We start from the raw sequence: 23,459 nt of genomic DNA, 5'->3' as shown, positions 1-23,459 counted from the left end.
TTTCCTATTCCGCTGCCTTACGCAGCATATCGATCTGGTAGAGCGCGATCCCCGTGGCAACCGCCGCATTCAGCGATTCGAGATCACGGGCGATGGGTATGGAGGCAACTACGTCACAGGTTTCGCGTGTGAGGCGGGCCAGGCCCTTACCTTCCGATCCGGTGACCAGCACCAGCGGCATATCCGCGACAGTTAGGTTACCGATTTCCGTGTCGCCTCCGCCATCTAGGCCCACCACGAAATAGCCGGCCTTCTTCAGATGCTGGAGGGAGCGGACAAGATTTGTCTCGCGTGCAACCGGGACGCGGGCCGCCGCGCCAGCGGACACCTTCCACGCCGTCACATTCACACCGGCCGAGCGGCGTTCGGGGATGAGGATGCCGTCCGCGGAAAAGGCGCTGGCCGAACGCATGACGGCGCCAAGATTATGAGGGTCCGTCACCGAATCGAGCGCGACGATCAGGCCAGGGGCTTCCTTCTGATTGCCTCGGACGATGAGATCGTCGATCGTGGCGTACTCATGAGGCGGCACTTCGATGGCGACGCCTTGATGGACGGCGTCATCCGTCATCCGGTCTAGCTCCGAGCGAGAGACCTCAAGGAGTGGGGCGCCCAGCGCGGTTGCCGTGCGGACTACCTCGCCTACGCGTTCATCGGATACTGCCGACCCGATCATGAACACTCGGGTCAGCGGGATTCCCGAGCGGACTGCCTCAATTACTGGGTTTCGGCCAGCGATGAGTTCGTGGCCTTCGGGGAGTTGGAGGCCCGGACGAAGCGCGCGGCTGGTGGCGCGGGCTTCTGCCTTGCGCCTTGCCGCATCCGCTTCCTGCTTCTTCTTGTAAGCGGGGTGGTATGTACGGTCCTCGGCCTTAGGTGTAGGGCCCTTACCCTCGAGGCGGCGCCTATTCTTGCCGCCCGAACCCTTTGACGGCCCCTTTTTCCCCTTGGGGCGGCTCGTGTGATTGTCAGCCATCAGCGTGCCTCCAAATGCCAATGTGCGCCTTCTGCGGAGTCTTCCACGGCAATTCCTGCCGCTTGGAGGGAATCGCGCAGCGCATCAGCACGGGCCCAGTCCTTGTCTGCTCTTGCAGCGGCGCGGTCATTCAACACGTGGGTGACCAGTGCGTCGAGCGCCTCATGGGTCTTGTCTGACCCGCCGGTGCCGCGCCATGGAGCCGCCAGTGGATCGAGGCCCAGAACATCGAGCATCGCCCGGACATTGCGCTGGGCATCTGCGGCGGCGATATCGTCATGGGCGGCGAGGGCATTATTTCCCTCCGTCACGGTCTCATGGATTACCGCGAGCGCGGCGGAAACGTTGAGATCGTCATCCATGGCCGCCACGAAGGCCTCCGGCAGATCGGCCGAAGTGAGGGCAGCTATTTCTTCCGCAGGCACCTCCCCTGTGGCGGCGACTGCGCGATCCACGAATCCTGAGAGGCGCTCCCATACAGCCGTGGCCTCAGTTAGGGTTTCGGGCGAATAGGCCACCGTGGAGCGGTACTGCACCGTTCCGAGCGCTAGGCGGAGAACTACGGGATCCACGTTCTTCACGATGTTCTCTACTGTGAGGGAGTTTCCGAGCGATTTACTCATCTTCTCGCCCTCGATCGTGACCCATGCGTTGTGCATCCAGTAGCGGGCGAAGCCGCGGCCGGCGGCATGGGATTGTGCCTGCTCATTCTCATGATGCGGGAAGCGGAGATCGATGCCACCGCCGTGAATATCGAAGGTTTCGCCGAGGTATCGGCCGGACATTGCGGAGCACTCAATGTGCCAGCCCGGGCGGCCCTTGCCCCATGGGGAATCCCATCCGGCCGTCTCCGGTTCGCCCGGCTTGGGAGCCTTCCACAAAGCAAAATCGTGGGGGCTACGCTTATCCGCCTCCATATCCGTCTCATCCACCACCATGTTGGATACCTTCTGGTGGGTGAGCGAGCCGTAATCGTCCAGCGAGGTCACGTCAAAGTACACGTTGCCAGGGTTGCCCACATAGGCGTGGCCAGCATCGATGATCTCTTGGATCAGTTCGATCATCTGCGGAATGTGGCCCGTGGCGCGAGGTTCGTACGTGGGCGGAATCAGGCCGAGCGTACGGTACGCCTTGGCGAACTCCTGCTCATACGTGTAGGCCCATGCCCACCACGGCTGGCCGGCATCGGCGGACTTATCAAGGATCTTATCGTCAATATCCGTCACGTTGCGGACCATCGTGACCTCATAGCCCGAGCGGCGCAGCCACCGTACGAGGACATCGAATGCAACCGCCGATCGGATATGCCCGATGTGTGGTGCGCCTTGCACCGTGGCGCCACACAGGTACACGCCAACCTTCCCCGGTGTTAAGGGAACGAATTCTCGTTGAGTCCGAGTGGCAGAATCATAAATCGTGAGGCTCACGGTCATAGCCTATCGCCTGAGGACCGGCGCAGCATTATTACCCGCTAAGCTGTGGGTCATGAGTGCAGACACATCCACCGATCAGCCCAAAAAGCAGGGCTTTCTCTCTCCTGCCGTGTGGCGATGGGCCATGTGGGACTGGGGATCTGCTGCGTTTAACTCGGTAGTCACCACCTTCGTCTTTGCCGCCTATTTGACGAACAAGGATCTCTTTGGGCCGGACGCGAACTCCTACCTCGGGTGGGTACTTGCGGCCGCGGGTATCGTTGTTGCCATCATTGCTCCTGCCTTGGGTCAGTGGACCGACCGGACAGGTAGGCGAAACAGCACTCTGACATGGGCAACGCTGGGCGTAGTTGTGATCATGGCCTTCCTGTTCTTCGTTAAGCCGGACGGGGGCGGAACTTACATGTGGCTTGGCCTCATCTTGGTTGCGCTCGGCAACATCATCTTTGAAACCGGATCGGTGGTTTACAACTCCACCGTCTCAGACATCTCAACGAAGGAGACCGTTGGCCGTGTCTCCGGCTTTGGATGGGGTATGGGATACGTTGGCGGCATTGTGCTGCTGGCAATCCTCTACGTTGGATTCATTGCGCCAGACGTTGGCTGGTTTGGTGTTACCAGCGAAGATGGAACGAACATCCGAGTTTCCATGGTGATCTCCGCGGCGTGGTTCCTCCTCTCTGCCCTCCCCCTCATGATCAAGGGCAAAGATCGCGAACCCTCTGGAAGCCAAACGCACGGGATTATCGAGGCCTACCGTCAGGTATTCCGATCCATCGCCCAGTTCTGGCGGACGGACCGATCCGTTGTCTGGTTCCTCATTTCGTCCGCTATCTACCGTGATGGGCTAGCCGGAGTCTTCTCCTTTGGTGGCGTGCTGGCGGCCGCGGCCTTCGGCTTTGAGGCGGACGAAGTGCTCATCTTCGGCATCGCCGCCAACGTAGTAGCAGGCATTGCCACGATCGTGTTCGGGCGGCTAGATGATCGGAGCGGTTCGCGGGCCGTCATCCTTTTGTCCCTGACCACCATGGTGGTTGTTGCCTTCATCATCTTCTTCGCGCATGCGGGGATCGATCTCGGGCCAATTCAGCTCACGCCAACAGCTATGTTCTGGATCTTTGGTCTGATTCTGTGTGTCTTTGTGGGGCCAACCCAATCCGCCTCGCGAACCTATCTAGCGCGAATCGCGCCCCACGGCGAGGAGGGCGAACTCTTCGGGCTCTACGCCACCACTGGCCGTGCAGTGTCCTTCCTTGCACCATTCATGTACTCCACCTGCATCACCATTGCAGCGAACGTCATGGGGACCTCGCGGGCAGACGCCGCATACTTCGGCATCCTCGGCATCGTGCTGGTTCTGTTGGTTGGCCTGTTGGCGTTCATCCCGGTGAAGCCCCAGCGCGCCCCTTAACCCGAGATTGCGTCAACCCTCCAAAAAACACACCGGGTCTGCGTCAAATCTCGGGAAATAAAACCGGGAGTGCATCAATTCCCGGGGAGGGTTTGTCTCTGGGAGGGGTTGTTAACCGCGGGTGACGAGCGCCGTCGCGATCGCCGCCAAGCCCTCACCTCGACCCGTGAAACCGAGGTGATCGGTGGTTGTAGCACTCACGCCCACTGGCGCGCCAACCACGGCGGACATGGCTGCCTCGGCTTCTGCCTTACGGGGAAGGAACCGGGGGCGCTGGCCAATAATCTGGATGGAGATATTCGAGATGCTCCAGCCGGCCTCGCGTGTCAGCCTCGCGGCCTCACCAAGCAGCTGCTCCCCAGACGCTCCGGCCCACTCTGGCCGATCCGTGCCGAACACCGTACCCAGATCACCCACACCGCTGGCGATCAGCACGGCGTCACAGGCCGCATGGGTAGCCACATCGGCGTCTGAATGCCCGTCAAGACCCCGCTCCCCGGGCCACTGCAGGCACGCGAGTGCGAGCGTCCGATCAGGATCATCACTGTAGCCATGCACGTCAACGCCCGTGCCCACTCGAATGTCCATGGTTACCCTTCGTTTGCCGCTAGAAGCTCAGCGATCCGCAGGTCAAGGGGACGAGTGATCTTCAGAGCCAATTCGCTTCCTTCAACGAGGGCAACGGGATAGCCCACCGCCTCAACAAGGAAGGCATCATCGGGGGCCGAACTAGCTTCCTCGGCCGCGTCCGCCGCGAACCGTACATGAGCTTCCCGCACGGCCGCCATATCAAAGCCTTGCGGGGTCTGCATACCCCGCAAGCTGGTTCGGTCTAAAGTTTCAAGGACGGGTTCCGTCCCGTCCGTAGCACGCTCGCCCACCAGCTTGATCGTATCCACCACAGGTAGCGCGGGCACAACGGCCGCATGGCCGGCCTCTAAGGCTTCCACCACCCTGCGAATGAGACCGGGCGGAGTGAGCGCGCGGGCCGCGTCATGGATCAGGACAAAATTGGCCGTACCGGCAGCATCCAGCCCCGCAGCCACAGATGCCTGACGCGTTGTTCCCCCAGCAACCACTGTCGCTTCAAAACCAGCCCGCTCGAGAGTCTCTTCGAAAAGCTGGACGCTTTCAGTGGGGGCAGTCACGACGCAACGGTCCACAACGCCCGATTCGGCCATGGATCGCACGGCGTGGACAATAAGTGGCTCGCCGGCAAGTTTGATGAGGGCCTTCGGCCCATCTAAACCAAGGCGGGTGCCGTTTCCGGCACCCGCTATCACTGCTGCAACGCTCATGGCGTTAGCTTACTCAGTTTCGGTTGTTTCCACTTCAGGAGCGGACTCTTGGAGGATCTCATCGAGGAACTCTAGCGCCCTTTCCTCATCAACGTCGCGTGCCAGAGCAACTTCGGACCCAAGAATCTGACGGGCCTGCGATAACATCCGCTTTTCTCCAGCGGAGAGGTGACGGCCGGTATCGCGCCGCGTGAGATCACGGACTACCTCGGCAACCTTGATAACATCGCCGGAGGTGAGCTTTTCGCTATTAGCCTTAAAGCGCCGTGACCAATTCGAGGGTTCCTCAATGTGATCAGCGCGCAGCACCTCAAAGACATTCTCAAGCTGCTGATCATTGGAGACGTCCCGAACGCCTACGTCCTCCACCTTATCGGCCGGAACCTGAATCACGAGGTCGCCTTGCATAACCCGGAGGGTGAGATAGAGCTTTTCTTCACCACGAATCTTCTTCGTTGAAATATCCTCGATGTAGGCAGCTCCGTGATGCGGGTAGACGACTGTCTCGCCGATTTTGAAAGCCATTCGGTTGAGGCTCCTTCGTTGCGAATGAGTGTTCAGATAGACATTCTACCACGGCAGGTATAGGCTCAGAACTTTCCCGCTGCAACGGAGATGGCGTTCGGCCCCGGGGCCCGCACCCTGAACCGCCGCTATTCGTCCGAGGAAACGAGCTTGTAGCCAAGCCCTCGCACAGTCACGAGAGTAGACGGATTGCTCGGATCTGACTCAATCTTTGCGCGGATCCTCTTGACATGGACGTCAAGCGTTTTTGTATCCCCGATGTAATTCAGTCCCCATATGCGATCAAGAATTTGAGTACGAGTGAGCACACGATCAGGGTTATTCATGAAAAGCTCAAGTAGCTCGAACTCACGCAACGGCATCTGGACATCTTGGCCATCCACGCTCACTTCGTGCGCTCCCGTATTCATTACGATGTGACCAACGCTCAGAGTATCGCCCGCCTCTTCCTCCGCCTGATCGGCGGAGGATCGCCGCAGGACCGCCCGAATCCGCGCAACAAGTTCCCGGTATGAATACGGCTTCGTCAAGTAATCGTCTGCCCCAACCTCAAGGCCAACAACCTTATCGATTTCATCGTCCTTGGCCGTCACCATAATGATCGGGACATTGGAGTATGCACGGACCTGCTTGCACACCTCGATCCCAGAGATGCCAGGGAGCATGAGGTCAAGTAACACCAGATCCGGATGGGATGCTAATGCTATCTCCACCGCAGCCAGTCCGTCAGCAGCTGTGATAACTTCGTATCCGTCTCGATTGAGATTAAATGCCAAGGTGTCACGAAAAACCAACTCGTCATCCACCACAAGAATCTTGGCCATTCGTCTATCCTTACTCGTTGGTCTCAGGTTCCTCAGTGACGGCTTCTTGTTCGAGAGCCTCGGCTTGCGGACGATTTGCCTCGGGCAACAAGATGGTAAAGGTTGATCCCTGCCCTGGCGTGCTCCACAAACTCATCCGCCCACCATGATCCGCAACCACATGCTTCACAATGGATAAGCCTAGCCCGCTTCCGCCCGTCTCGCGCGAGCGTGCCTTATCTCCCCGATAGAAGCGTTCGAATACTCGATCCTTCTGATCAGGGGCAATGCCTTCTCCCTGATCAACTACAGCGATCGAAACCAGCCCGTCATGCGTGGAAATCCCCATTGAAACACGTCCATGAAGATGCGAGTAGCGCACCGCGTTATCGATGAGATTACGTACAGCAGTGGTGAGCATCGCCTGATCCCCATATACATATAAGCCTTGGGTTCCTCCGGTCACCAACGTCACGTCCCTCGTATCTGCCTCCACAGACACGCGGTCCATAGCCTCTGCAACAACATCATCGATGCTCACTAGCTCTGAGGTGCGGAACGCATCCCCCTCTTGAAGCCGAGACAGCTGGATCAACTCTTGAACCAGCACCCCAAGCCTGCGCGATTCCGTCATGAGCTGGCTAGAAAAGTGCCGGACAGCGTCCGGATCATCCGCGCTATCAGCGATCGTTTCCGACAGAAGAGAAATGGACCCAATAGGGCTCTTCAGCTCATGCGACACATTTGCCGTGAAATCCCTCCTGGCCTCTTCAAGCCTCAACCTCGTTGTGCTGTCCTCGAACAGCACCAGCACACGCCCTCCGTTCATCGGTGCCGACCGTACAATCAATCGGGATTCCACATCCTCAGTGAGCGTGGAACGCTTCATCCGGATCTCTTGGCCATGGATGAGCCCGTCGGAATGAGCAGCGTTGATGAGGCGGGTGAATTCGGCGCGGATAACTTCGTCATCGTTCACAATCCCGTAAGAATAAGCCCGTGTGGATGCCCTCGAAACCTTGCCACTTTTCTCAATGATGATGTAATCCTGCGGAAGCGAATCCAGAATCGGGCTGGCTGTTACCTGATCATCGGTCAGGGGCGGAAGAACAACGTCGCGCTCACGCTTTCGCTCATAATTGAAGAATGCGGCGGTGGCCCATGCGCCCACGAGCAAGCCGAGCCCGGCCGCAAGTAACAGAATCACTCCATTAGGCATGAACCCAGTTTACGGTCCCGAGCGCGCGCTCCCACTCGTAGAAGCCAAACTTTTCCGAGTGTTCACCGAAGTCAAAGCGCCCGTTCACCTGCTTGGGTTAACGTAGGAGAGCAGCTTGGGCACATCCGCCTTCACTTTGTGCCCACCGAGGTTAAGGAGCCCCATGCGTCACGAATTCCGCAAGGAGATGTCCCTCCTAGAGGACACCCTCGCCATGCTCGCCAAACAGGCAGCAACCGCGATGGAACGCGCGGCGGCCTCACTGAAAGACGCCAACCTTGCTCTAGCCGAATCCGTGATTGACGCCGATCATCAGATCGATTTCCTCGAGCAGAACGTTGACGAGATGGCGGTATCGCTGCTGGCTAGGCAGGCTCCTGTAGCCGGCGATCTTCGCACCGTCGTGTCCGCAATGCGCCTTGCGGCAACCCTAGAGCGCATGGGGGATCTGGCCCGGCACGTCGCCTACATTGCCCGAGGACGGTTCCCGCAAACCGCCGCCGAGGGCCCCACCTACGAACTCCTCATCTCCATGGCCGATGAGGCCGCTTCTGTGGGGAAGATGGTGGCAAAGCTAGTCGAGACTCAGGACCTCAGTTTGGCCCGAGAAATCGAGGAGAACGATGAGATTCTGGATAACTTCCATCGCCGCTCCTTCGAGATTGTCCTTGATGAGAACCACCCGCTCACCCGCCAGGAAGTGGTAGACGTTGTGCTGCTCGGGCGCTTCTTGGAGCGATACGGGGACCACGCAGTCTCCGTTGCCCGGCGCATGGTGTTCCTCGTAACCGGGCTCAACACTGAACACGAGTCCGTGCCCGGAACCGAGGAGGAGATGCTCGGGTAGCATGCCTCCCTCAACCCGTGAGAGTGCCCTTTCAGTGCTGACAGCGACCTCTAGAACCGGGCGTAGACCTCACCGTCACACCCGGAGTGTCACCGTCACACCCGAAACGTCACCGTCACAAAACCCGAGCCACCGCCTGACACCCAACATGATCTAGGGTCTCAACCTTGACCCCAAATCCTAATCCCCATCCCGAGCCGCGAGCCCAAATCCGAATCTCGACCGGGCCAATACGCCCAATACGCATGAACACGTACGAAGGGGAGGCAGGACACCAAGTCCCGCCTCCCCTTTCTTCGCTTTTCTAGCTTCGCAGCCTACTTGCCCTGGTTGGCAACGGCGGCGATCTTCGCCTCAGCCTCGGGATCGAGGTACTTGCCACCCTTCTTGATGGGCTTCAAGGTTTCCTCGTCCAGCTCGTAGACGAGCGGAATTCCGGTAGGGATGTTGACGCCGGCGATTTCATCATCGGAAATGTCATCAAGGTACTTGACGATCGCGCGCAGGGAGTTACCGTGTGCGGCAATCATAATCGTCTTGCCAGTCTTGATGTCCGGAACAATCACGTCGTTCCAGTAGGGCATCAGGCGCTCAAGAACATCCTTGAGGCACTCGGTCATGGGGATGGGCTCGCCTGCGTAGCGGGGATCGGTATCCTGCGAGTACTCGGAGCCAGCCTCGATGGCGGGCGGCGGCACATCATAGGAGCGGCGCCATGCCATGAACTGCTCTTCGCCGTACTTGTCGCGGGTCTCCTTCTTGTTGAGACCTTGCAGGGCGCCGTAATGGCGCTCGTTCAGGCGCCAGTTGCGCTCCACTGGGATCCAGTGGCGATCGGCCGCGTCCAGCGAGAGGTTGGCCGTCATGATCGCGCGGCGCAGCATCGAGGTGTACAGCTTGTCGGGTAGCACGCCAGCTTCCTTGAGAAGCTCACCTCCGTGGGAGGCTTCCGCGCGGCCCTTTTCGGAGAGCGGCACATCAACCCAGCCCGTGAAGAGGTTCTTCGCGTTCCATTCGCTCTCGCCGTGGCGGAGCAGTACGAGGGTGTAAGTCATGGCCCCTATTCTCCCACGCCCGCCGGGTCCCGTGCCACTGAAGTTGGTCCTATGAGAACGGGTATTTTTACCGACGACGAGACTACGACAAGACGACGACGAGACAACGAACGCGACGCCGCTGCCGCGCTACTGAAGCAGATCCTTATCGCTCAGTTCGGCCCCACGGTGCTTCTCGAACTCGGCGAGGAGATCGGGCACTGTCATCGATGCCTTCTCAATACCATCAACGTCGAGGATGATTTCGCCTTGATGCATCATGATGAGGCGATTGCCCATGGCGAGGGCCTGCTCCATATTGTGGGTGACCATGAGGGTGGTTAGCCCTTGAGCTTCCACCAGTTCCGCGGTGATCTTCGTGACCGAGGCGGCGCGCTGGGGATCGAGGGCGGCCGTGTGCTCGTCCAGTAGGAGGATCTGCGGGTTGGTGAAGGTGGCCATGAGGAGGGAAAGGGACTGGCGCTGGCCGCCCGAAAGTAGACCGACCCAATCATCGAGCCGGTCCTCCAGGCCCTGCTCCAGAGTTGCCAGATCGTCCCGAAACTCCTGCCGCAATGACTTCTTCACGGACCATCCGAGCCCGCGGCGCTTGCCGCGCTTCTTGGCCATCGCAAGGTTCTCCTCGATGGTCATGTGCGGCGCGGTGCCTGCCGAGGGGTTCTGGAAGACCCTGCCAATATAGGCGGCGCGCTGGTAATCGGTTAGCTTTGTGACGTTCTTGCCGCCGATCACAACGGTTCCGCTATCACTACGGATCGAACCGGACACGACGTTGAGGAGGGTGGACTTGCCGGCGCCATTGGAGCCGATCACGGTGACGAAATCGCCCTCGCGCAGGTTGAGATCAACGTTGACGAGTGCCTTGCGCTCATTGACCGTTCCGGGGAAGAAGGTCTTGGTGATACCAGTTAGTTCGAGCATCAGGCTTCCTCTCCTTCGGCGGGCTCTACCCCTTCGGCGGGGACTACCTCGGACTTTCCCGTCCGCCAGGCGGGTGTGAAGCGATGAGGCACTTTCTTCACGATCTTCATCTGGGGAACCACGAGTGCGATCACCACAAGGATTGCGGAGATCAGCTTCATATCGTTCGGGTTCAGCCCCGCCATGAGGGCGAGCTGAATAACAACGCGGTAGAGCACCGCGCCAAATACCGCCGCGGTAGCGGCACGCACGATAGTCAGGCGCCCGAAGATCGCCTGACCAATGATGACCGAAGCGAGGCCCGCAACGATGATGCCGATTCCCATCGAAACATCAGCAAATCCCTGATATTGGGCCACGAGTGCACCCGAGAGCGCAACGAGCCCGTTGGAGAGTGATAGCCCGAGAATCTTCTGGGCGTCGGTTGACACTCCGAAGGAGCGGATCATTTCGGAGTTATCGCCGGTGGCTCGCATCGCCAACCCAAGATTGGTGTTGAGGAACCAAATCATGAGGAGGAGAACTACGAGTGCCACGGGCGCCAAGTAGGCGGTGCCAAGCCAAGATCCGCCGCCTAGGTTACCGTCCGCACGCAGTCCCGAAAACAAGGTGTCATTACGCAGCAGTGAAACGTTGGCCGCCCCCATGATCCGCAGGTTGACCGAATACAGGCCAATCTGCGTGAGAATACCGGCCAGTAGCCCATCGATATTCGCCTTGGTGTGCAGAATACCGGTGATCACACCAGCCCCGAGCCCAGCAACGAAGGCTGCAGCAGTTGCAAGGAAGGGATTCACGCCATTCACTATGGAAATGGCGGCAACTGCGGCTCCCGTAGTAAAACTGCCGTCAACCGTTAGATCCGCAAATTCGAGAATGCGGAACGTCAGATAGACGCCTAGCGCCATGATGGCGTAGAGCAATCCCAGTTCAACGGCAGTTATCATGTGTGGTCCTAAGTGCTGGGCCAGGGCGGCGTTTTGACGGAGGCCTTTGTGGACATCCGTCAAACCCTAGCTATTCGGTGATGTTGGCTTCGTCGGCCTGGTCAATAACCTCTTGAGGCAGCTCAACGCCCATGCGTTCAGCTGCGCCAAGGTTCAGGTAAATGACGGGCTCTTTCTGGGTCTCTACCGCCATGCTGGCAGGATCGGCGCCGTTAACGAGGATCTCGATGGCCATCTCGCCCGTCTGGTAGCCCAGATCGAAGTAGTTAAGACCGTAGGTGGCAAGCCCGCCCTTGGCAACAGAATCGCCCTCGGCCGGGAACACAGGAATCGACTTGGATTCGCCCACCTGGATCACGGAATCGAAGGCGGAAATCACGGTGTTATCGGTGGGGACGTAAATGGCATCCACATCGAGCGAATTGGCAGCCTGCTGCACCTCGGAGGTGTTGGAGAGCGTCGCTTCCTTTACCTCAATGTCCTGATCGGCAGCAGCGTCCTTCAGCCACTGCACCTGCACGGCGGAGTTGGCCTCACCAGAGTTGTAGATAACCCCCACGGTCTCCACATCTGGGACGATCTGCTTGATGAGTTCCAGCTGTTCAACAACAGGGTTCGCATCGGTTGTTCCAGTGACGTTTGCTCCAGGTGCCTCAAGGGAATCCACCAGCCCGGCGTCCACCGGATCGGTCACCGCAGTGAACAGGATCGGCTTGTCCGCGATGGACTGCGCTAGTCCCTGAGCCATTGGCGTGCCCACACCGAGTGCCAGATCGGTATCGCTCGAGGCGATCGTCCCTGAGATCGAAGCAACAACCGTCTGGTCATTGTTGGCGTTCTGATCGTCGTATGTGACATCGAGGCCCTCATCTTCGAGTGCCTGCTTGAATCCCTCGATCGACTGATCGAGTGAATCGTGCGTGACAATCTGTGTCACCGCGATGTTGTAAGACTCATCGCTTGAGCCATTGCTTGTGTCGGCATCGTCAGACGATCCGCATGCGGTCAGCACGAGAGCTGCGCAGGCGAGCGTCGCTGCCAAAGAACGTGTCCTCTTCACGGGTACATCCCTTCCATTCATGGGAGGCGTGTGTGTTGTCCCCTCCCCCGCGCTTGGGCGCGTAACCAGATAATACGAGTTATCCCAGTACGTGGGATGCCAATTTCAAACCTTGGACCCTTCCGCTAATCCAAAACCCGGGTTTGCGTGAAAAATGTGGTTGAGGAGTTTTTCCGACGACGACGTGCCCTCACATGAAGGAGCGCACCAACTCCTCGCATACCTGCAAGCGCTTCGCGTCATCCGCCTCATCGACAACATGCAGGTTAACCCCATAATGCCGGTACACTTCTTGGAGGGAGTTAGAGGTGGATTGGCGTTCGTCGTCGTTATACCTAAATCTGGAGCCGTCATCAGCGAGAGGGTTCCGGGGCTCTAGAAAAATCCACTCGTCGATTTTCTCGGCGTTCGCTCGGACCAGGGCGTCAAGCGCGGGATGCATCCACCCAAAATCCTTCAGATGATAAAACTGGGTATATATCAAGTCCGTATCCACGCACAGAATCCGGTTACCTACAGCCCGCTCAAGGGAATGGAGCTGGCCGGAAGCGGTGTTCAAGGCGTCCTGACTTTCGGCGATGTCCTCGTAGCCACCCAATTGCTCGTAGTATTCGCGGCCGTACTCGGGGACACAGGTGGTGGCGAGCACGCGGGCGATGTGTTCGGCGGTGAAAGACTTTCCGGAGCTTTCCCAGCCGCAAAACGCGACCCGTTTCGTGTAATGAAGCTGGACCGGCCGGGGCAGGGCTTCCCAGTGAGCACTGGTGCCTTCGCGGCGGATCGTAGCGGCGTCCGGGGTATTGGGAGGCAGCGTGACGCGTGCGGTACCGGGCAGGGCGGTCTCCATCTCGGCTGCAGTTTCATCGTCTTGGACGAACACCTCGTCGATGTGGTGACAGCGGAGCGCCAGTTCGTGGAAGCTCGCCGTGTGATCGGAGCCAACAGGAGCGGTGAGCACCCGAATATTCGGGCGTGCGGCGAAAAGCTCGGAGAGCCATCGTTCGCGGAGCCGGGGGCTCAACTGGGCGAACTCGGTTCCTGCGATCAGTGACTGCTCGTGGGGATCGTTCGCAAAAACGGCCACAAACAACACGTCAACGCGCGTGGCGGCCTCATCAATCTGGGTGAGGTGGCCGCGATGGAGCGGATAGAAGTAGTCACCGAATAGCCCCACTCGCTTGCCCTCATAAGTGGAAACATCGGGCCCAAAATCCATCACGGACCTCCTTGAAACTCGCGAATCGTGCTGCCTAGATAGTAGCGGGTGAGGCGCTATTCCGTATCATGGGCGTGCACACGTGCCCCTTTGGGGAGAACTGGCAGTATCCTAAGGTCACGTCTAACACCACCACGAAGGAGTGCTTCGATGAGCACACAAACTCAGGGCGGCTCGGGTATCGAGCTCACCGGCATTGAAATCGTGAGCGAGGCTGAACGCACGGCCCAGCCACGCAACCTCTTCCTACCGTGGTTCGCCTCGAATATCTCCGTGTTCGGAATGGCTTACGGCGCGTGGGTTCTCGGCTTCGGAATCTCGTTCTGGCAGGCAACCGTTGTGGCCGTGATTGGGGTGATCCTCTCCTTCGCCATCTGTGGCGTGATCGCGCTGGGCGGCAAGCGCGGGTCTGTTCCCACCATGGTCATGTCGCGATCAGCGTTCGGCGTGCAAGGCGCGAAGATTCCTGGCGTGGTTTCGTGGCTGACGTCGATCGGTTGGGAGACCTCGCTGGCCATCACCGCGGTGCTTGCCACCGCGACCGTTTTTGAGCGGCTCGGTTGGGTTGGTAGCGATCACACCATGGTGAACATCGCGGCGGCCGTGGTAGTTGCCGCCCTCATTATTCTGGGGGCCGTGGCCGGCTACCACATCATCATGAAGATGCAGGCTGTCCTCACGTGGCTCACCGGTATTACCACGATCATCTACGTGTTCCTTGTGGTTCCGAGCATCGACTGGGACGTGCTGCTGGCAATCCCGAACGGTTCCGTGCCAGCCATGATCGGTGGCATGACAATGGTGATGACGGGGATGGGACTCGGCTGGGTGAACATCGCGGCGGACTGGTCGCGCTACCAGTCGCGGGACGCCAAGGGCAGTTCAATCATCTTCTGGAACACACTGGGCGGATCGCTCGGGCCGGTCGTTCTCATTACGTTCGGACTGACGCTGGCGGGCTCTTCGGCCGATCTCTCCACGGAGATCGGAAACGATCCGGTGGGTGCGCTCGCCTCGCTGCTACCCACGTGGTTCCTCATTCCCTTCCTCCTGACCGCGATTCTTTCTCTGCTCTCCGGCGCCATCAACGGCATCTACTCCTCGGGCTTGACCTTGCTGACCCTCGGAATCAAGATCCCGCGCCCGGTCGCCTCGCTCATTGACGGCGTGATCCTTACTGCCGGAACCATCTACGTGGTGTTCTTCTCCCCCACGTTCATCGGGCCATTCCAGTCATTCCTCGTGACGCTGGGCGTGCCACTGGCCTCGTGGGCAGGCATCATGATGGCCGACATCGCGCTGCGCCGCCGCAGCTACGACGAATTCGCACTGTTCAACTCCTCCGGACGCTACGGTGCCTTCAACTGGGTATCACTGGTGCTGATGGCCGTCAGCTGCGCGATCGGCTGGGGCCTTGTTATCAACGGCTACTCCGATGCCTCCTGGAATGATTGGCAGGGTTACCTGCTCGGGCTCATCGGAGGCAAGGACGGCGTGTGGGCGGCCGGCAACATCGGCGTGATTGTTGCGATGGCCACCAGTTTCGTTGGGTACTACGCGGGTTGCGCGCGGCGGGTACGCCAGCAAGAAGAGGTTTAATCCTTTTTTAGAACGACGACGGAGCCCCACCTCAGCATGAGATTTGCCGCGGTGGGGCTTGCGTCAGAAACGTCGTTGTCCCCAGAACGAATTTCTGATGCGAAATCTGGGTTAACGGGCTAACGCGCCCCCACGAATTCGGCCGCGGTGGCGTAGGAGCTCTGTGTCCCAAGTTTGGTGACCGAATCGGCGGCATACTTGCTGGCCATCGCCATCGCCTTCTCCACGTCGCCGCTCTTGACGAGGTAGTGACTGAAGCATCCGATGAAGGCGTCCCCCGCCCCAGTCGTGTCCTTCGCTTCCACACGCACGGCCGGAATTTCCTTCGTGAAAGTCGAATTCACCCAGAGGGCCCCGCGCGATCCCATCGTCACAATCACGTCCTTGACGCCTTGATCAACCAGCCCTTGGGCAGCCTCGCGGATCTGTTCGATCGTATCCACGGGCTTGCTCGTTAACAGCGCAAGCTCAGTTTCGTTCGGCATGAAGTACGTGCAGCTCTTGACCCGCTCGATATCGAGGTCTGGATGGGCGGGCGCTGGATTCAGCAGCACGGGAATATCGTGGGCGTTGCCGAATTCGATCGCGGCGTACACCGTTTCCAGCGGCACCTCCAGCTGTAGCACGATGAGCTTGCAGGCGGCGATTTCATCCGCGGCGGCGTCAATATCGGCTGGCGAGAGCTTCTCATTCGCGCCGAGCACGATGATGATGGAATTGTTCGAATCCTTATCCACGAAGATGGGAGCCACGCCGGAAGTCGATTCGGTCTCCAGAACAAACCGCGTGTCAATGCCGTTCTTCGCGAAATTATCGATCGTATTCTTCGCGAAAATATCGTTGCCCACGCGCGTCACCATCAGCACGTCCGAGCCAAGCCGCGACGCCGCAACCGCTTGGTTGGCGCCCTTGCCGCCACAGCCCATTTGGAAATCGGGAGCCGCCAGCGTTTCGCCCTGTTCGGGCATGCGGTCCACGTATGAGATCAGATCCACCATATTCGAACCAATTACTGCGATATCCACTTCAGTTCCTCTCGGATAGGTTTTTTGACGACGACGGCGCTCCCCACACAACACCGTGGCGCAGGCCACTATTCTATCGGCTGGCCCGCGCCACGTGTTGATGTCATCGGTAGTTACTACTCCCGGGCTCCGATGTGCCGCGAGGTTTGGGCCGCGATTGGCTCAAGGGCGCGGTAGATCTCAAGGTAGCGATGGAAGTAGAAATCGTATTCTTCGTATGCGCCTGGCCGCGGCTCGATGGTATGAGCAATGCTCATCATGTTCTGCGCGGCCTCCTGAATGTTCTCGTAGAGGCCGGCACCCACTGCCGCCAAGATGGCGCAGCCAACCAGAGGACCCTCCGTGTTGTTGGGAAGGGACATCGGCACACCAGTCACATCCGCATGCATCTGCATCCAGAACTCAGACTTGGTTGGGCCTCCCGAAACCATGACGGTCGTGGGATCAAGTCCCTTTTCGCGCATCGTGTCAAAGATGGTGCGTGTACCGAAGCAAACACTCTCGAGGACCGCACGGTACAGGTGATTCTCTGTGTGGCTCAGCGTGAGTCCGGTAAATGCACCGCGGGAGTATGCATTCGAGAACGGCGAGCGGTTGCCTTGGAAATGGTCCAAAGCAATCACACCGTCAGACCCGATCGGGACATCCTTCGCCTTCTCATCGAGGATCTGGTAGATGTCGCGGCCGGTTGCTGACTCTTCTAGGTGCGCCTGCAACGTGAAATTCTTCGCGAACCAGTTGTTGACGGATCCGGAGGAGATCTGCCCGGCCTCTACCGTGTATTGCCCGGGAACAATAGCGTCAAAGTAGGCGCCCCAGAGCCCCTTCGAATAGATGGCCTGATCGGTTTGCCCGAGCATGACGTGCGAAGAGCCGGTAATGAGGGCGAGCGATCCTGGAACCACAACGCCCAGTCCAACTGCACCCACGTGGGCGTCAATGCCGCCCATTGCTACCGGAATACCGGTAGGCAGCCCAAGTTCGGCCGCGGCGGCGGAGCCGAGGGTCCCGACTTTCTCGCCCATCTTCAGTACCCTAGACGGGATCTTGCCCAAGGCATCGCTAATGCCTGCGTGGGAGTATAGGTTCGTTGGCCAACCCGACCAGTTGGAATCGTAGAAGTACTTGCACGTGGCCGTGCAGATAGACATGGTCCATTCGCCCGTAAGCCGGAAGTTCATCCAGTCCACGCAATCGGCGAACACTTCCGCGTTCGCGTAGGTTTCGGGTTCGTGGCGGCTGAGCCACATGAGCTTGGGAACACCCCATTCGGCCGAAACCGTCTCTTGGCCAGCGTACTTGAGGGCGGGATCTCCGGTGTTCGTCAGGTCATCGGCCTCTTGGGCCGCTCGCACATCCATCCACAGGAGCGCTGGGCGCAGCGGAACGCCATCCTGATTACAGGCGATCAGAGTGGAGGCAGTTCCATCCACGCAGATTCCCGCAATACGCGAGGTGTCGATTCCCTCGAGCGCTTTGGGGAGCGCAGCCTTCAGACCTTCCCACCAATCCTCTGGCCTCTGCTCCGCCCATGCAGGGCGAGGCGTGGCGGTTTCCACCGGAACCGATGCCGTTGCCTCAAGGTTTCCGTGAGGATCGAGGAGCGCTACCCGCACCCCACCCGTTCCCACGTCTACCGCTAGTAATAATTGTTCAGCCATGTTCTTTCCTTACGTCTTTGTAAAACTACTTATTCCGCTAACTCGGATCTCTTTCCCGCAAGACCTCGCGGGCCGTGGATTGGCTAGTGATGAGGATGTTCGAGTAGCCACCGATCAGGGCGGCCCGCGTGATCGCGCTCTTTTGCAAGCCAACTGCTACGGCAATAGACGTATCTACCTGCTTGAGCTCATCCGCGGGAAGCCCGATCGTGCGGGCCTCCCAGCCTTTGTCCACAATGTCCCCTACACCGTTAATAAAATGACCCAACACATCGCCAACACCGCCTTGGCCGCGCAGCCATGTGACATCGGCGCGGGTTAGGCACCCGGATTCCACGAGTACCGAATCGGCACGCAACGCCCCCAGCGAGAAGAGGGCAACGCTAGCCCTGCGCCCCTGCGCAAGCACGCTGGCAACCGAAGAGTCCTGACCAAGCGCGGACGCCAACTCCGCTGACCCCACGATTGCCGGGCACGGCAACACGAGGGCTTCTCCTCTCGCGCGTTTCGCAACGTTGACGATGGTCTGCGCCGCGGACGGAACGCGTCCCAGCGTGGCCACGCCCCCATTAAGCTGAACCACCGTAGGGCTGTCAGCCCAGCCATCGGGTAACTGGGCGGCAACCTCCGCCATGGTGTTGCCCCACGAAACGCCTACAACCTCGGGAGTGGGCCGGATCTGCGCCATGAGCTGGGCAGCATGGGCGCACACCTCCCGGATGGTCTGCGATAGAGTCCTCCGATCGCGGACCACCACGGCCTCTTCGAGCGAATACCGCCGGAGTAGCTCAGCCTCTAATTCGCCATCGCGAGAGTACGGATCTTGCACCCGAAACTGCACGAATCCCTCGGTGCGGCCTACCTCTAAGAGGCGGCTCACCTTCCACCGCGAGAAGCCGATTTCCTCCGAGATCTGCTGATGATTCAGCCCGCGCACATAGAAGAGCTGGCACACCTTCATCACCGCTTCGCGGCGCTCGGTATCGTCAGGCTTCATTACACCACCTCGGACTACTGGTTCTCGCTCGCTTCAGTGTTGCCTCAGAGCTGCGTCTTCTCCGGCATGAAGATGACCTTCGAGGAGTGGATGGTCCGCTCTTTCATGTTCTTGATCGTCTCGGCCACGGCGTCCAACCCAAGCTCATGGGTAATCATGAATTCCCACTTGAGATCGCCGGAAGCCAGCTTCTCCACCGTGGTGGTCCACTCCGTTCCTGGGAATGGAGCGGAGAAGGAGTTCCACGAGCCGAGGATCTGGGTCTCCAAGCGCATCATCCGCGCCCAGCTCTTATCCGAGATCGTGATATCCGCGTTTGGAATTCCGATAAGAACTACCTGCCCGTGCCGAGCCGTCATAGCTACTGCCTGATCCGGCACGGCCTTCGCCCCGGAGGTATCAATAATCACGTCGAAGCCATCACCCACAACGGCGGCCAGCTCATCGGCTCCAATCGGCGCGGCCGTGGCGCCAGCTTCAAGGGCCAGAGCCACCTTTTCCTTCGACACGTCAATCGAGACAACCTCGCTCGCCCCCATGAGCTTTGCCCACTGGATCGCGAAAAGGCCGATTGGTCCGCCCCCGCCCGTTACGGCAACACGAGAGCCGATCGTCAGCTTAGTCTTCAAGATCGCGTGGAGAGCGATCGCGGCAGGATCCACCATGGCCGCTGCCCTCAGGTCTAGACTGTCCGGGACCTTAAGAAGCAGATCCGCCGGGCCCGCCACGTAATCGGCGTAGGCGCCGTGACGCCGTGAACCGTAGTAATCGTAGTCCTCGCATAGCGAGTAGTGCCCCTGCTCGCACGGGCCGCACTTAAAGCAGGGCAGCATCGGCGGCACCGTCACATGATCACCGGGGGCCACGCTTGTCACGCCCTCGCCAACAGCCTCGATGACACCAGAAAACTCGTGTCCGCAAATCAGAGGGAGCTTGTGCGGCCCCTTCTTGTACATCCGGTCCATATCCGAGCCACATACGCCACACGCGGCCACCTTGATCAATGCCTCGCCGGGCCCGGGCTCCGGCTTCTCCACCTGCTCAAGCCGAATGTCTCCAACGCCGTACATCATCACAGCATTCATCTGCACCATTGGTTTACCTCCCTGTATCCAATTTCTCGACGTTTCTACACTAAGTGCGCCTTCACGTCCTGCAGGAAAACCGATGCAAAACTGCACATATGTAGCAACATGGAATTCGCCTAAGGCTCCACAGTCACCTTAATATCCTGCCCGCTGGCAAGAGCATCGAAGATTCCCTCCGCCTCCGCAAGCGGAACATGCTTGGTAATCAGGTCGGCCACCGGGAGCTGGCCGGTGGCTATGTATTCCATTGCCTTTCGATGCTGCGCTGGCGCCGAAGCGTTCGCGCCATGAATATGCAGCTGGCGGTAGTGCACCAGATTCGAATCCAAAGTGATGGTTGGCGAATCCTTCGGCAGCCCACCGAAGAACGAAATCCTGCCATTGCGCGCGGCCATCGCGACCGCCTGCTCCTGATTCTTTCCCGATGGGGTGGCCGTAATGATCACGTCCGCTCCTCTTCCGCCGGTTAGTGCCATCACCTCAGCCACTACATCTGTCGCCGATGAATCGATGGTGACGTCTGGCTTCACGAGGTCCGCCGCGATCGCCATGCGATCCGGATTGCGGTTCACCATGATGACCTTGCCGGCACCATACACACCGCGAGCAATCCGAACGTGCATGCAACCGATGGGGCCAGCACCGAACACTACAACAACGTCGCCCTCCTCAATGCCTAGCTGTTCCTGAGCGTTGAGCGCACATGCGAGCGGTTCAGCGGCGCTCGCCTCCGCGAACGCAACTCCGTCAGGGATGCGATTGAGCCCGTCTGCGTCAAGCACTGCCGCGGGGATGATCATGTATTCGGCGAATCCGCCGTCGTACCAAAAACCCATTAGCTTCTGGTTCTGGCACAACGAGGGCCAATTCTTTGCACATTCGTAGCAATCTCCGCATGGAACCGCTGCGATGGACTGGACCCGGTCACCAACCTTCCAATTGCCAACAACGTCCCGGCCGATCTCAACAATCTCCCCGGCGATCTCGTGCCCCATCGTAGTCACGGGCGTCATCTCGCGATGTCCGTTGCGGAATGTCTTGAGATCGGTACCGCACGCCGAACAGTTCTTCACGCGGATCTTGATCTCGCCCTCTCCACATGCTGGCTCAGGAATGTCCTCCAAGCGGGCATCATGTGGGGCGTAAAAGCGTAATGCCTCCATTCTGGGTTCTCCTGACCGTCGGCTCTCCAGTTGGGCGGGACCAGCCGCGCTGCTGACCCCGCACTTACGGTAGCACCGAGTGTCCTAGGCCACAACGGGGCCTCCAGTTTCGCACAAATGCGCATGTTGGGGCGCAGATACGACGATTAGACGGGGAATTGGCACCGTCGATGCGCTCGCAGCGGCGCAACTAGACTATTTGGCGCGAGTGTGGCACGTTCAGATCATGAAGCTTGTGCTGGCAGATGACGTTGCCCTCCTCCGCGATGGGCTCGCGGCACTCCTGCAGGGAGCCGGGCACAGCATCGTGGGGACGGCGTCGGATGCAGATGAGCTACGAACCGTTGTGCGCTCACTCATGGGAACGCCCGATTCGCCGGACGTGGTAATCACAGATATCCGGATGCCACCCAACAACACGAACGATGGGCTGGTTGCTGCCGTTGATCTTCGCGGCAAGTATCCCGGCCTACCCGTTGTGGTGCTGTCCGCCTACGTAGCCGGCCCATATGTGGATCAGCTCCTCGCCGATTCCGAGGGCGGCACCGGCTACCTCCTCAAGGAACGCGTCGGCCGCATCGAGGATTTCCTCCACACGCTTGAAGTGGTTGTGGCCGGCGGAGTTGTGGTTGATCCCGAGGTTGTCTCCCACCTCATGAGCGGTTCGTCCCGCGCGCTGGCCCGCCTGACCGATCGCGAGCGCGCCGTGCTCTCCCTCATGGCCGAGGGCCTCTCCAACTCCCAAATTGGCGATCGCCTCGTCCTCTCCCGCACGGCCGTCTCCAAGCACGTGGCGAACATCTTCATGAAGCTCGATCTGCCACCCGGCGAGGAAAACCGCCGAGTCCGCGCCGTCCTGACGTGGCTGCGCGCAGAAAAGCCGTAGCTACTCCGGCTCGGCCGGCGCACATATGCGCACCGCGGTCCCGCCACTTTCCGGAGATTCGATCCGAACCGTTCCTCCCACGACGGCCAGCCGCTCCACAATTCCGGCGAGTCCCTGACCTTCCAGTGTTGCCCCACCGGTTCCCTGATCTTGGACGACGACGAAAACTCCCGTAGCCCCCAGCTCCATTTCAAGGGTGGCCGAGTCCGTACCCGAGTGCTTAGCCACGTTCGTCAACGCCTCGGACACCGCGAAATACACGGCGGTGGCAACGGGTAGCGAGGGCTCCTGATCGCCTCGCACTTTGATGGCAACGTCTAGGCCCGATCGTGAACAGAGATCTTCTAGGGCGGCCCGCAGCCCTAGGTCCGTGAGCACCGCCGGGTGAATACCGTGAACCACCTCGCGCAGGTGGCTCAGCGAGGATTCGGCCTGGGCTTGGGCATCGTCAATCAGCGTGAGCACCCGATCACGCGCCTCTGGGTCTCTGGCCACCATGCGCGCTTGCGCAAGTTTGAGGGTGAGCGCCACAAGCTCCTGTTGGGTCCCATCGTGCAGATCCCGCTCAATCCGCGAGCGCTCCGCCTCGAAAGCATCCACGAGTGTAACCCGACCGCGCCGCAGCCCGCTGACCTGCCCCTCCAGCTCCGCAGCGCGTTCATCTTCCAGTGTTCTGCTGAGGGAGCCAACAATCCGCAGGCGGATCTTGCCAAGGAGCCACATGATCCATAAGACAAGAATCAGCATCGTCAGGCCTAGGAGCATCAGCCACCACAGGTCCTTGAACGTACCCGCAACCTCCCATTCTCCAATGAGGAGAACAGGTTCGGTTGGCGGGGATATGAACGGCGAAACGATAAGAGTGACGCCGACAATTAGTCCAAAGAATGCTACCGCAAACGTAACGGTTGAGAGCAGGAGAGTGGAAAGGACCAGAGGAAGATCTTTGCGCCAAAACTCCGCAGCAGTCACCCTGCTGTATAGCCACTTACCCAAGCGTTGATCAACTCGTCCGCTTGGGGCGCGGCCACCCACCATCCGCACTCCCCACCGTTCGGCTTCCGCCAACAGCGGCACCGTCAGGTGTGCGATGAGAACCAGAATCACGATCCCGATCAGCTCGAATAGCCAAAAGACTGCATGAGCCAGCTCACTCAGGATAATGGCAGCCGGATGTGGTGCGCGGTTTCCGTCGTCGTTCTTCACAAATCCGACAATACGGGCCCGCCCCAACGAACCCAAGGTAGCCGAGTACCCGGAAAGTGTGGAGTAAAGTCCACCGCCGGCCGGTACCGGCCGCCAGTGTCTCGCGACGGCGCAGGGGCTGCA

General features: G+C 59.5%; 22 protein-coding genes. 4 read left to right on the top strand and 18 right to left on the bottom strand.

Annotated elements, in window-relative coordinates:
- Window positions 1-4: 4 nt before the first annotated feature.
- Window positions 5-976, bottom strand: a complete 972-nt coding sequence (rlmB, locus tag DD236_RS01630) for a 23S rRNA (guanosine(2251)-2'-O)-methyltransferase RlmB (protein WP_109092632.1) — start codon at window positions 974-976, stop codon at window positions 5-7.
- Window positions 976-2,409, bottom strand: a complete 1,434-nt coding sequence (cysS, locus tag DD236_RS01625; RefSeq protein ID WP_109092631.1) for a cysteine--tRNA ligase — start codon at window positions 2,407-2,409, stop codon at window positions 976-978. The genes rlmB and cysS overlap by 1 nt, the downstream gene beginning before the upstream one ends.
- 52 nt (window positions 2,410-2,461) lie before the next feature.
- Between cysS and DD236_RS01620 the strand changes: the two genes are divergently transcribed.
- Window positions 2,462-3,820, top strand: coding sequence for an MFS transporter (locus DD236_RS01620; protein ID WP_109092630.1), 1,359 nt, complete (start codon window positions 2,462-2,464; stop codon window positions 3,818-3,820).
- A 111-nt stretch (window positions 3,821-3,931) separates the two neighbouring features.
- On the opposite strand, the gene ispF is transcribed toward DD236_RS01620, so the two are convergent.
- The 5 genes from ispF to DD236_RS01595 form a co-directional block, all read right to left on the bottom strand.
- On the bottom strand, window positions 3,932-4,408 hold the full coding sequence (gene ispF / locus DD236_RS01615) for a 2-C-methyl-D-erythritol 2,4-cyclodiphosphate synthase (protein WP_109092629.1): 477 nt from the start codon (window positions 4,406-4,408) through the stop codon (window positions 3,932-3,934).
- A gap of 2 nt (window positions 4,409-4,410) precedes the next feature.
- Complete coding sequence (gene ispD / locus DD236_RS01610; RefSeq protein WP_109092628.1) at window positions 4,411-5,118, bottom strand: 2-C-methyl-D-erythritol 4-phosphate cytidylyltransferase; 708 nt, start codon at window positions 5,116-5,118, stop codon at window positions 4,411-4,413.
- A gap of 9 nt (window positions 5,119-5,127) precedes the next feature.
- The gene (locus DD236_RS01605) at window positions 5,128-5,643 is read right to left on the bottom strand and encodes a CarD family transcriptional regulator (protein ID WP_109092627.1); all 516 of its coding nucleotides are present in this window, start codon (window positions 5,641-5,643) and stop codon (window positions 5,128-5,130) included.
- A 128-nt stretch (window positions 5,644-5,771) separates the two neighbouring features.
- Window positions 5,772-6,467, bottom strand: coding sequence for a response regulator transcription factor (locus tag DD236_RS01600; protein WP_109092626.1), 696 nt, complete (start codon window positions 6,465-6,467; stop codon window positions 5,772-5,774).
- Between the two features lie 10 nt (window positions 6,468-6,477).
- Complete coding sequence (locus DD236_RS01595; protein ID WP_109092625.1) at window positions 6,478-7,665, bottom strand: sensor histidine kinase; 1,188 nt, start codon at window positions 7,663-7,665, stop codon at window positions 6,478-6,480.
- A gap of 163 nt (window positions 7,666-7,828) precedes the next feature.
- On the opposite strand from DD236_RS01595, the gene phoU reads away from it, so the two are divergent.
- Entirely contained in the window at window positions 7,829-8,512 is a 684-nt protein-coding gene (gene phoU, locus DD236_RS01590) for a phosphate signaling complex protein PhoU (RefSeq protein WP_109092624.1), read from the top strand.
- A 317-nt stretch (window positions 8,513-8,829) separates the two neighbouring features.
- Here phoU and DD236_RS01585 read toward each other — a convergent pair whose 3' ends face one another.
- From DD236_RS01585 to DD236_RS01565, 5 genes are all read right to left on the bottom strand, one after another.
- Window positions 8,830-9,567 carry a phosphoglyceromutase gene (locus DD236_RS01585; RefSeq protein WP_109092623.1) on the bottom strand — a complete coding sequence of 246 codons (738 nt, stop codon included), beginning with the start codon at window positions 9,565-9,567 and terminating at the stop codon, window positions 8,830-8,832.
- 129 nt (window positions 9,568-9,696) lie between these two features.
- On the bottom strand, window positions 9,697-10,488 hold the full coding sequence (locus tag DD236_RS01580; RefSeq protein WP_109092622.1) for an ABC transporter ATP-binding protein: 792 nt from the start codon (window positions 10,486-10,488) through the stop codon (window positions 9,697-9,699).
- On the bottom strand, window positions 10,488-11,435 hold the full coding sequence (locus tag DD236_RS01575) for an ABC transporter permease (RefSeq protein WP_109092621.1): 948 nt from the start codon (window positions 11,433-11,435) through the stop codon (window positions 10,488-10,490). Before DD236_RS01575 ends, DD236_RS01580 begins: the two co-directional genes overlap by 1 nt.
- Window positions 11,436-11,505: 70 nt before the next feature.
- Window positions 11,506-12,495 carry an ABC transporter substrate-binding protein gene (locus DD236_RS01570; RefSeq protein ID WP_109092620.1) on the bottom strand — a complete coding sequence of 330 codons (990 nt, stop codon included), beginning with the start codon at window positions 12,493-12,495 and terminating at the stop codon, window positions 11,506-11,508.
- A gap of 190 nt (window positions 12,496-12,685) precedes the next feature.
- Window positions 12,686-13,711 carry an AAA family ATPase gene (locus tag DD236_RS01565; protein WP_109092619.1) on the bottom strand — a complete coding sequence of 342 codons (1,026 nt, stop codon included), beginning with the start codon at window positions 13,709-13,711 and terminating at the stop codon, window positions 12,686-12,688.
- Window positions 13,712-13,861: 150 nt separating this feature from the next.
- Here DD236_RS01565 and DD236_RS01560 point away from each other — a divergent pair, with 150 nt between their 5' ends.
- Complete coding sequence (locus tag DD236_RS01560) at window positions 13,862-15,310, top strand: purine-cytosine permease family protein (protein WP_109092618.1); 1,449 nt, start codon at window positions 13,862-13,864, stop codon at window positions 15,308-15,310.
- 119 nt (window positions 15,311-15,429) lie between these two features.
- Here the strand turns inward: DD236_RS01560 and rbsK are convergent, their stop codons facing one another.
- From rbsK to DD236_RS01535, 5 genes are all read right to left on the bottom strand, one after another.
- A complete protein-coding gene (rbsK, locus tag DD236_RS01555) occupies window positions 15,430-16,335 on the bottom strand; it encodes a ribokinase (protein WP_109092617.1) in 906 nt (301 codons plus the stop codon).
- Between the two features lie 116 nt (window positions 16,336-16,451).
- Window positions 16,452-17,996 carry an FGGY-family carbohydrate kinase gene (locus tag DD236_RS01550; RefSeq protein WP_109092616.1) on the bottom strand — a complete coding sequence of 515 codons (1,545 nt, stop codon included), beginning with the start codon at window positions 17,994-17,996 and terminating at the stop codon, window positions 16,452-16,454.
- Window positions 17,997-18,033: 37 nt separating this feature from the next.
- Entirely contained in the window at window positions 18,034-18,993 is a 960-nt protein-coding gene (locus tag DD236_RS01545; RefSeq protein WP_109092615.1) for a sugar-binding transcriptional regulator, read from the bottom strand.
- A 44-nt stretch (window positions 18,994-19,037) separates the two neighbouring features.
- Window positions 19,038-20,087, bottom strand: a complete 1,050-nt coding sequence (locus tag DD236_RS01540) for a galactitol-1-phosphate 5-dehydrogenase (RefSeq protein WP_109092614.1) — start codon at window positions 20,085-20,087, stop codon at window positions 19,038-19,040.
- A gap of 110 nt (window positions 20,088-20,197) precedes the next feature.
- On the bottom strand, window positions 20,198-21,244 hold the full coding sequence (locus DD236_RS01535) for a zinc-dependent dehydrogenase (RefSeq protein ID WP_109092613.1): 1,047 nt from the start codon (window positions 21,242-21,244) through the stop codon (window positions 20,198-20,200).
- A 226-nt stretch (window positions 21,245-21,470) separates the two neighbouring features.
- On the opposite strand from DD236_RS01535, the gene DD236_RS01530 reads away from it, so the two are divergent.
- Entirely contained in the window at window positions 21,471-22,130 is a 660-nt protein-coding gene (locus DD236_RS01530) for a response regulator transcription factor (protein ID WP_109093249.1), read from the top strand.
- Here the strand turns inward: DD236_RS01530 and DD236_RS01525 are convergent, their stop codons facing one another.
- On the bottom strand, window positions 22,131-23,336 hold the full coding sequence (locus tag DD236_RS01525; RefSeq protein ID WP_133246032.1) for a sensor histidine kinase: 1,206 nt from the start codon (window positions 23,334-23,336) through the stop codon (window positions 22,131-22,133).
- Window positions 23,337-23,459: the final 123 nt, after the last annotated feature.

The sequence above is a fragment of the Ancrocorticia populi genome (assembly GCF_003123745.1).
Classification (GTDB): Bacteria; Actinomycetota; Actinomycetes; order Actinomycetales; family Actinomycetaceae; genus Ancrocorticia; species Ancrocorticia populi.
Note: the sequence above shows the minus strand (reverse complement) of the source record. Positions and strands in the feature narration are given on the sequence as shown.

What these genes read in the sequence shown, in the direction of transcription:
- phoU (WP_109092624.1), top strand. Translation starts at nt 7,829, where the DNA reads ATGCGTCACGAATTCCGCAAGGAGATGTCCCTCCTAGAGGACACCCTC.
- DD236_RS01620 (WP_109092630.1), top strand. Translation starts at nt 2,462, where the DNA reads ATGAGTGCAGACACATCCACCGATCAGCCCAAAAAGCAGGGCTTTCTC.
- DD236_RS01605 (WP_109092627.1), bottom strand. Translation starts at nt 5,643, where the DNA reads ATGGCTTTCAAAATCGGCGAGACAGTCGTCTACCCGCATCACGGAGCT.
- DD236_RS01535 (WP_109092613.1), bottom strand. Translation starts at nt 21,244, where the DNA reads ATGGAGGCATTACGCTTTTACGCCCCACATGATGCCCGCTTGGAGGAC.
- DD236_RS01530 (WP_109093249.1), top strand. Translation starts at nt 21,471, where the DNA reads ATGAAGCTTGTGCTGGCAGATGACGTTGCCCTCCTCCGCGATGGGCTC.
- DD236_RS01600 (WP_109092626.1), bottom strand. Translation starts at nt 6,467, where the DNA reads ATGGCCAAGATTCTTGTGGTGGATGACGAGTTGGTTTTTCGTGACACC.
- ispF (WP_109092629.1), bottom strand. Translation starts at nt 4,408, where the DNA reads ATGGACATTCGAGTGGGCACGGGCGTTGACGTGCATGGCTACAGTGAT.
- DD236_RS01560 (WP_109092618.1), top strand. Translation starts at nt 13,862, where the DNA reads ATGAGCACACAAACTCAGGGCGGCTCGGGTATCGAGCTCACCGGCATT.
- DD236_RS01565 (WP_109092619.1), bottom strand. Translation starts at nt 13,711, where the DNA reads ATGGATTTTGGGCCCGATGTTTCCACTTATGAGGGCAAGCGAGTGGGG.
- DD236_RS01575 (WP_109092621.1), bottom strand. Translation starts at nt 11,435, where the DNA reads ATGATAACTGCCGTTGAACTGGGATTGCTCTACGCCATCATGGCGCTA.
- ispD (WP_109092628.1), bottom strand. Translation starts at nt 5,118, where the DNA reads ATGAGCGTTGCAGCAGTGATAGCGGGTGCCGGAAACGGCACCCGCCTT.
- DD236_RS01580 (WP_109092622.1), bottom strand. Translation starts at nt 10,488, where the DNA reads ATGCTCGAACTAACTGGTATCACCAAGACCTTCTTCCCCGGAACGGTC.
- DD236_RS01540 (WP_109092614.1), bottom strand. Translation starts at nt 20,087, where the DNA reads ATGGTGCAGATGAATGCTGTGATGATGTACGGCGTTGGAGACATTCGG.
- rlmB (WP_109092632.1), bottom strand. Translation starts at nt 976, where the DNA reads ATGGCTGACAATCACACGAGCCGCCCCAAGGGGAAAAAGGGGCCGTCA.
- DD236_RS01545 (WP_109092615.1), bottom strand. Translation starts at nt 18,993, where the DNA reads ATGAAGCCTGACGATACCGAGCGCCGCGAAGCGGTGATGAAGGTGTGC.
- DD236_RS01595 (WP_109092625.1), bottom strand. Translation starts at nt 7,665, where the DNA reads ATGCCTAATGGAGTGATTCTGTTACTTGCGGCCGGGCTCGGCTTGCTC.
- DD236_RS01585 (WP_109092623.1), bottom strand. Translation starts at nt 9,567, where the DNA reads ATGACTTACACCCTCGTACTGCTCCGCCACGGCGAGAGCGAATGGAAC.
- cysS (WP_109092631.1), bottom strand. Translation starts at nt 2,409, where the DNA reads ATGACCGTGAGCCTCACGATTTATGATTCTGCCACTCGGACTCAACGA.
- DD236_RS01550 (WP_109092616.1), bottom strand. Translation starts at nt 17,996, where the DNA reads ATGGCTGAACAATTATTACTAGCGGTAGACGTGGGAACGGGTGGGGTG.